Origin of the sequence: Methylorubrum podarium (assembly GCF_022179745.1) — a bacterium.
In the GTDB taxonomy this organism is placed as follows: Bacteria; Pseudomonadota; Alphaproteobacteria; order Rhizobiales; family Beijerinckiaceae; genus Methylobacterium; species Methylobacterium podarium.
The window spans coordinates 1-6,412 of record NZ_BPRD01000285.1; the positions used below are offsets into that span (position 1 = coordinate 1).

Annotated in this window: 8 protein-coding genes; 1 reads left to right on the forward strand and 7 read right to left on the reverse strand. The window is 71.5% G+C overall.

What is annotated here, in order from left to right:
• Nucleotides 1-109: 109 nt before the first annotated feature.
• The 6 genes from MFF42_RS14515 to MFF42_RS14540 form a co-directional block, all read right to left on the reverse strand.
• Nucleotides 110-988: an acid phosphatase gene (locus MFF42_RS14515; protein WP_238256362.1), complete on the reverse strand. Its 879-nt coding sequence runs from the start codon at nucleotides 986-988 to the stop codon at nucleotides 110-112.
• Nucleotides 989-1,177: 189 nt separating this feature from the next.
• On the reverse strand, nucleotides 1,178-2,068 hold the full coding sequence (locus MFF42_RS14520; protein ID WP_238256363.1) for an alpha/beta fold hydrolase: 891 nt from the start codon (nucleotides 2,066-2,068) through the stop codon (nucleotides 1,178-1,180).
• Nucleotides 2,065-2,277, reverse strand: coding sequence for a helix-turn-helix domain-containing protein (locus tag MFF42_RS14525; RefSeq protein WP_238256364.1), 213 nt, complete (start codon nucleotides 2,275-2,277; stop codon nucleotides 2,065-2,067). The genes MFF42_RS14520 and MFF42_RS14525 overlap by 4 nt, the downstream gene beginning before the upstream one ends.
• A gap of 153 nt (nucleotides 2,278-2,430) precedes the next feature.
• A complete protein-coding gene (gene dapD / locus MFF42_RS14530) occupies nucleotides 2,431-3,273 on the reverse strand; it encodes a 2,3,4,5-tetrahydropyridine-2,6-dicarboxylate N-succinyltransferase (RefSeq protein WP_238256365.1) in 843 nt (280 codons plus the stop codon).
• A gap of 64 nt (nucleotides 3,274-3,337) precedes the next feature.
• On the reverse strand, nucleotides 3,338-3,805 hold the full coding sequence (locus tag MFF42_RS14535) for a Crp/Fnr family transcriptional regulator (protein WP_238256366.1): 468 nt from the start codon (nucleotides 3,803-3,805) through the stop codon (nucleotides 3,338-3,340).
• A gap of 189 nt (nucleotides 3,806-3,994) precedes the next feature.
• Nucleotides 3,995-4,681: a response regulator transcription factor gene (locus MFF42_RS14540; protein WP_003601479.1), complete on the reverse strand. Its 687-nt coding sequence runs from the start codon at nucleotides 4,679-4,681 to the stop codon at nucleotides 3,995-3,997.
• A 289-nt stretch (nucleotides 4,682-4,970) separates the two neighbouring features.
• Between MFF42_RS14540 and MFF42_RS14545 the strand changes: the two genes are divergently transcribed.
• Nucleotides 4,971-5,558 carry a L,D-transpeptidase family protein gene (locus MFF42_RS14545; protein ID WP_238256367.1) on the forward strand — a complete coding sequence of 196 codons (588 nt, stop codon included), beginning with the start codon at nucleotides 4,971-4,973 and terminating at the stop codon, nucleotides 5,556-5,558.
• A 181-nt stretch (nucleotides 5,559-5,739) separates the two neighbouring features.
• Here MFF42_RS14545 and MFF42_RS14550 read toward each other — a convergent pair.
• The coding region (locus MFF42_RS14550) for a YggS family pyridoxal phosphate-dependent enzyme (protein WP_238256368.1) at nucleotides 5,740-6,412 on the reverse strand (673 nt) is incomplete at its 5' end.

The window sequence follows — 6,412 nt, forward strand, 5'->3', positions numbered from 1 at the left end:
GGTGCAGAAGGCACCGCTCCGCCTCACCCTGAACCACCCCCACCTCCTGCCTCCTCCCCACAAGGGGGAGGAGAGAGGCGGCGGCCGAGCCGATCGACCGGAAACGGTGTCAGAGCAGGGGCTGGCGCGCGGCGGCGTCCTCGCGGGCGCAGATGGTGGGGTCGGGCTTCGTCCCCTCCCCGCCCAAAGCCCGCTTCAGGTCGGCCCGGGCGCGCTCCAGGTCGGCGCGGAAGCCCGGATCGGTCAGGAGCACCGAGACCAGCGCCGAGGCGCCGGTGCGGGCGGCCTCCACGTCGCTGAGCCAGTGGACGCCGCACACCACGCGGCTCTCGCCGTAGAGCCGGCTGCGCACCAGGAACTGCGTCGCCTTCTCCGGCATCAGGTTCGCCATGATCATCCCGTAGGCCCAGCCCTGCCCGGCATGGCCGGACGGGTAGCTGAAGCTGTCGGCGAGTTCGGGCGTCCGGGCGACGCAGATCGGCGCCTCGTTGCCGACGAAGGGGCGCAGGCGACGGTAGCGCCGCTTGGCCACGCGGGTCGCGCGGGCGACGTCGATGCGGGCCCGGTCGAGGAGCCGCATCAGGTCGGGCACGCGCGTCTGGTCGATGCGCTGGCCGAGCACGCAGGCGTAGTCCTCGAGAAGCGCGGCCCCGCCGTCGGCGACGTCGTTGGTGGCGAGCGCCCAGCGCGGACTGCCCTGGTAGGCCCGCGTGGCGTTGTACATCGCCCGGTCCGCCGCCTCCGCCGCCGAGTGCCCGGCGGGCGGCGGCGGCAGGATCGCCACGAGGTTCGGCGTCGCCTCCTCGCTGAGATAGCCCTTCGGGGCGGCGGCGGTGAGCTTGTCCTTCTCCAGGGCGGGCGCGGAGGTCGCCGGGCCGGACGAGCCCGACGGCTGGGCATGGAGGGGCACGACGTGGAGCGGTCCGGTCGCGAGGATCAGCGTCAGCAGGGCGGCGAGGCGCACCGGCGCACGGGTCGGGCGAGACATCGGAGACAGCAGCTTTCGGGCACCGGTGCGAAGGCGGGGACGGCGCAGAGGAGGCCGGGCATCAGTCTCGGACCGATGCTTCGGGCCTGTCTAGAAGGGGCGTGCGACAGACGCGTCACAGTCCGATCCCGCTGTCATATAAAATTCGCTCGCGAAACCCGCCCGATCCCGCCGGTCTCCGAGGGCGGGTCAGGCCGCCCGGATCGCGGCGGCGACGGCGCCCGGGAATTCCTCGTGGGCGCTCAGCGCTCCCGGCACGGGGACGGCCGCGACGCGGCCGGTGCCGACCAGCGCGTCCATCTCGGCGCCGGAGCGGCGCGGCGCCTTCTCCGGGCGCAGCACCCGCACCGGCGGCAAGCCGTCGCCGAACAGGGCCAGGAAGTCGTCGCGGGACGCGACCGGATCGAGGCCGCCCGTCACGAAGGCCGCCGTGCCGAACCGGCCCCGGCTCTGCCGGGTGATGCGGTGCTTGGCGGCGACGACGGCCGGCGTGACATGCGCCGGCTCGGCATAGACGTGGGCGCGCATCATCCGCCCGATGATCGGCGGGCTGATGTTGATCCGGTAGAGCGCCTCGCCGAGGAGCGGCATCTCGACGGTCCTGCGGATCCGGCCGAACCACGCGGCGCGCTCCGGCCCCATGGCGGTCGGCAGCGGTCCGCGCCAGGTCGGCGCCACGAGCACGAGCCGGGCGAAGGCGCCGGGATGGCGGCGCGCGGCGGCCACGAGGTAGGGCGCGGCGTGGCCCGCGGCGACGCCGAGCGCGTAGGGGCCGGGCGCGGCTTCGAGCAGCGCGTCGAGGAAGGCGTGCAGGTTGGCCGGGTTCAGCGGCAGCCGCGCCCGGGGATGCGCGCCGAAGCCCGGCCAGTCGGGCACGAGGCAGCGATGGGTGTCGCCGAGTTCGCGGGCGAGCGGCAGCATCTCCTGGCGGGCCGAGATCGAGGAGAGGGCGGGCAGGAGCAGCGCCTCGGCGCCCTCCCCGATCACGGCGCAGGGCGTCGCCACCCGGTGCCCCGCGACGATGAGGTCGAGGGTTCGGGGGATGACCTGATCGCGCGTCGCCTCCACGACCGGCCTCACGCGGATTCCAGGGCGCGCCGCCCGGTTTCGACCGGCACCCGGGAGCAGGCGGCGAAGGCGTCCTGACTGAGGCCGAGCGCCTCGCGAATCGCCCGCATGTCGGCCGCGAGCGGGCGATGCACGACGTCGCTGCCCGGCTCCGCCTCACCCCGCGCGATGGCGACGGCCTCGTGGGCGGCTTGGATCAGGCGCTGACCGAGTTCCGTCATGGACCATTTTCCTGGCCTGAGAGGCGGCGTCATCCGCGTTGCGACGGATCGCCTTCGCATCCGTGAGGTCGGTCGGCGTTTCGCCGACCGCGTGCATGTCTCGAAGGAATGCACGCGGCCAGACCCTTCCTCAAGCGATTTCGTACGACGATATCAGGTCCGCAGCAGCTCGTTGATGCCGGTCTTGGCGCGGGTGCCGGCATCGACGCGCTTGACGATCACGGCGCAGTAGAGGCCGGGGCCGGGGGTGCCGTCGGGCAGCGGCTTGCCGGGCGTCGTTCCCGACACCACCACGGAATACGGAGGCACGCGTCCGAAAAAGGTCTCGCCGGTGGTGCGGTCGATGATGCGGGTCGAGGCGCCGATATAGACGCCCATCGACAGGACCGAGCCCTCGCCGATGATCACGCCCTCGGCGACCTCGGCGCGGGCGCCGACGAAGCAGTTGTCCTCGATGATGACCGGGTTGGCCTGCAGCGGCTCCAGCACGCCGGCGATGCCGGCGCCGCCCGAGATGTGACAGTTCTTGCCGACCTGGGCGCAGGAGCCGATCGTGACCCAGGTATCGACCATGGTGCCCTCGCCGACATGGGCGCCGAGATTGATGAAGCTCGGCATCAGCACCGCGCCGGGCGCGATGTAGGAGCCGCGGCGCACGAAGCAGCCCGGCACGGCGCGGAAGCCCGCGGCGCGGAACTCGGCCTCAGTCCAGCCGGAAAACTTCGAGGGCACCTTGTCCCACCACGCCGAGGAGCCGGGACCGCCCTCGATCGGCACCATGTCGTTGAGGCGGAAGGAGAGCAGCACCGCCTTCTTGAGCCACTGGTTCACCTGCCAGGACTCACCCGCCTTCTCGGCGACCCGCGCCTTCCCGGAATCGAGCAGGTTCAGCGCCTCGTCCACCGCCTCGCGCACGGCGCCGGTGGTCGCGGTCGAGATGCCCGCGCGCTCCTCCCAGGCGGCTTCGATGGTCTGTTCGAGATCGGCGTGTGACATCGGCGTGTTCCGGACTCTATACGGCGCGAAAGGTGGTCGTGCTTACAAAAGCCGTCCGGTCCTGTCACCGTTTGCGTGGTGCGAGGCCGACCAGCCGCTCCCGCACGCCGGACAGGCCCCGCGCGAGGTCCAGCAGTTCCGCGGCCATGCCGTCGTGGATCGCCGCCGCCGCGGCGGGAAACTCGCGCAGGACGCGGCTCATCAGTGAGGGGGTCACGCGCATCACCTCCGAGGTTTCCTGCGCGCGGGCGTCGGCAGGACGCGGGACGGGCCGGAACAGGGCGTTGCGTCCGATCACGCCGGAGCGGGAGACCGTCACCGGCGGCGCGTCGGGCCGCGTCGGAGCGAGCGCGATGGTGCCGGACATGACGACGTAGCCGCCGTCGGACGGCGCGCCGCGGGCGAACAGCAGCTCGCCCTCCTCCAGGTGGCGCCGCTCACCGGCGAAGGAGAGCAGGCGCAGGGCATCGCGCTCGAACAGCTCGAACACGGGCGCCGCGGCGAGGATCGCGATGTCGTCGTCGAGCCCCAACGCTTGTCCGCCCCCGGCCGCGATACGCTACGCCGCTTGCATCGCCTCGAATCCAAGAGCCGGCAACCACTTTTCGGGGGATGCTCGACTGCCCACGCGGAAGCTTAGCCGATGCGGGGACGACGCGATACGCTGTCCGGGCAGGGGCTGTGCAGGAAGGTGGATAGGTGCTTTCCCTAAGGCCGCGCGTCAGGGCAGCAGCTTGTAGCCGCCGCCCTCCGTGACGAGGATCGCGGCGACCGCCGGGTTCGGCTCGATCTTCTGGCGCAGCCGGTAGATATGCGTCTCGAGGGTATGGGTGGTGACGTGGGCATTGTAGCCCCACACCTCGGCGAGCAGCGTGTCGCGCCCGACCACCTCGCGCCCGGCCCGGTAGAGGTAGCGCAGAATCGCCGTCTCTTTCTCGGTGAGCTTCAGCTTGGAGCCGCGCTCGCCCACCAGCAGCTTCGCCCCGGGGCGGAAGGTGTAGGGGCCGATGCGGAACACCGCGTCCTCGCTCGCCTCGTGCTGGCGCAGCTGCACCCGGATCCGGGCGAGCAGCACGGCGAACTTGAACGGCTTGACCACGTAGTCGTTGGCGCCCGCCTCCAGGCCCTCGACCATGTCGTCGTCGGATTCCTGCGCGGTCAGCATGATGATCGGACCGCGATAGCCGTTGCGGCGCAGGGTCCGCACCGCCTCGCGCCCGTCCATGTCGGGCAGGGCGACATCCATCACGACGAGATCGACCGGCTCCTGCGTGACGCGGTTCAGAGCGCCCGTGGCCGTCGGCTCGCCGATGACGGAGAATTCGTCATAGGCGTCGATCTGCTCCGTCAGTGCCTCACGCAGGGCGTCGTCGTCGTCGCAGACGAGGAGGCAATAAGGGTTAGACATCGACGCAGCGGCTCTCGACAAGCTTTCCGGTCACCTGGACTTCGCGGAACGATCAGGCAGGCGGCCTAGACAATTTCAAGGCGGCACGCCGATCCGAAGAGGCATATTGCCCGTCGGCTGGCCGCGACCGGAACCCTAACGGCTCCGCCCGATGACAAACCTAGTTCGTTTTACGCGCCGGGAAATCCGGATTGCGCGCTTATGCAGAATTTTCGCCATGTTCCACCGCTCTCTGCCGCGACACGACGTCAGATAGGCGCCTTTCGGGACAGGTTGGGACGAACCGGCAATGCGACGCCCTCAGGTTGCGAAGCGGAACGGCGGCAAAACCGGAGGGCAGGGGAGGGCCGGCGCCCTCGGCCTGCTGCGGGTGCGCCCGCTCCCCGGCGACCCGACCCGCGGCACGCTGATCGCGGGGGGAAGCGTGATCCCCTGCGCCCTCGGGCGCTCCGGCATCACCAGCCGCAAGCGCGAGGGGGACGGCGCCTCGCCGCGGGGGGTGTTCCGCCTGCGCGGCGGCTTCTACCGGCCCGACCGCTTCCCCGTCCGCCCCGTGAGCGCGCTTCCCCTGCGGGCGACGCGCCGCGACGACGGCTGGTGCGACGCGCCGCAGGACCGGCGCTACAACCGGCCGATCCGGCTGCCGAGCACGGCGGCGAGCGCCGAGCGGCTCTGGCGCGACGACGGCCTCTACGATCTCGTGATCGACCTCGATTACAACCGCGGGCCGATCCGCCCGGGTCGAGGCTCGGCGATCTTCCTCCACATCGCCCGCAGCGGCTACCGGCCGACGGAGGGCTGCGTCGCCCTGAAACCCGCCGACCTGCTGCGCCTGCTCCGCCGCCTCGGGCCCGGGACGCGGATGAGGATCGGGTGAACGGGTTTTTCGGTCGATCGCTTCGGGCCTTGTCCACTCCGTCATCGCGAGCGGCAGCGAAGCGATCCAGGGCGCGACCTCTCCGGAAAGCGCGCGCCCTGGATCGCTTTCGCTGAGCCTCGCGATGACGGAGGAGAGGCTGAAACGAGCAAAGTGGAAGGGCGTATCCCCGTTCGCCGCCTTACCGTTTCGCCCGTCGCCCGAAGATCGCCGTGCCGACGCGGACATGGGTCGCGCCCATCTGGATCGCCGCCGGAAAATCCGCGCTCATCCCCATCGACAGGATCGGCAGGCCATGGCGCTCGGCGATCCGGGCGAGCAGGGCGAAATGGGGGGAGGGCGGGTCCTCGGCCGGCGGGATGCACATCAGGCCGTGGATCGCGAGCCCGTGGGTCTCGCGGCACTCCGAGAGCAGCACGTCGACCTGATCGGGGGCGACGCCGGCCTTCTGCGCCTCGTCGCCGGTGTTCACCTGGATCAGGAGCTTGGGCGCGCGGCCGCTCCGCTCGATCTCCTTGGCGAGCGCCGCGGCGAGCGACAGCCGGTCGAGGGAGTGGATCACGTCGAACAGCTCGACCGCCTCGCGCGCCTTGTTCGACTGGAGCGGGCCGACGAAATGCAGCTCGACGTCCGGATAGCGCTCCCGCAGCGCCGGCCACTTGGCCCGCGATTCCTGCACGTAGTTCTCGCCGAAGATCCGCTGACCCGCCTCCAGCGCCGGCAGGATGCCCTCGGCCGGCACCGTCTTCGAGACGGCGACGAGGTGGACGCTCGCCGGATCGCGCTCGCTGTCCTCGGCCGCGCGGTGGATGGCCGCGCGCACCTCCGCGAGCCCGGCGGCGACGTCGGCCTCG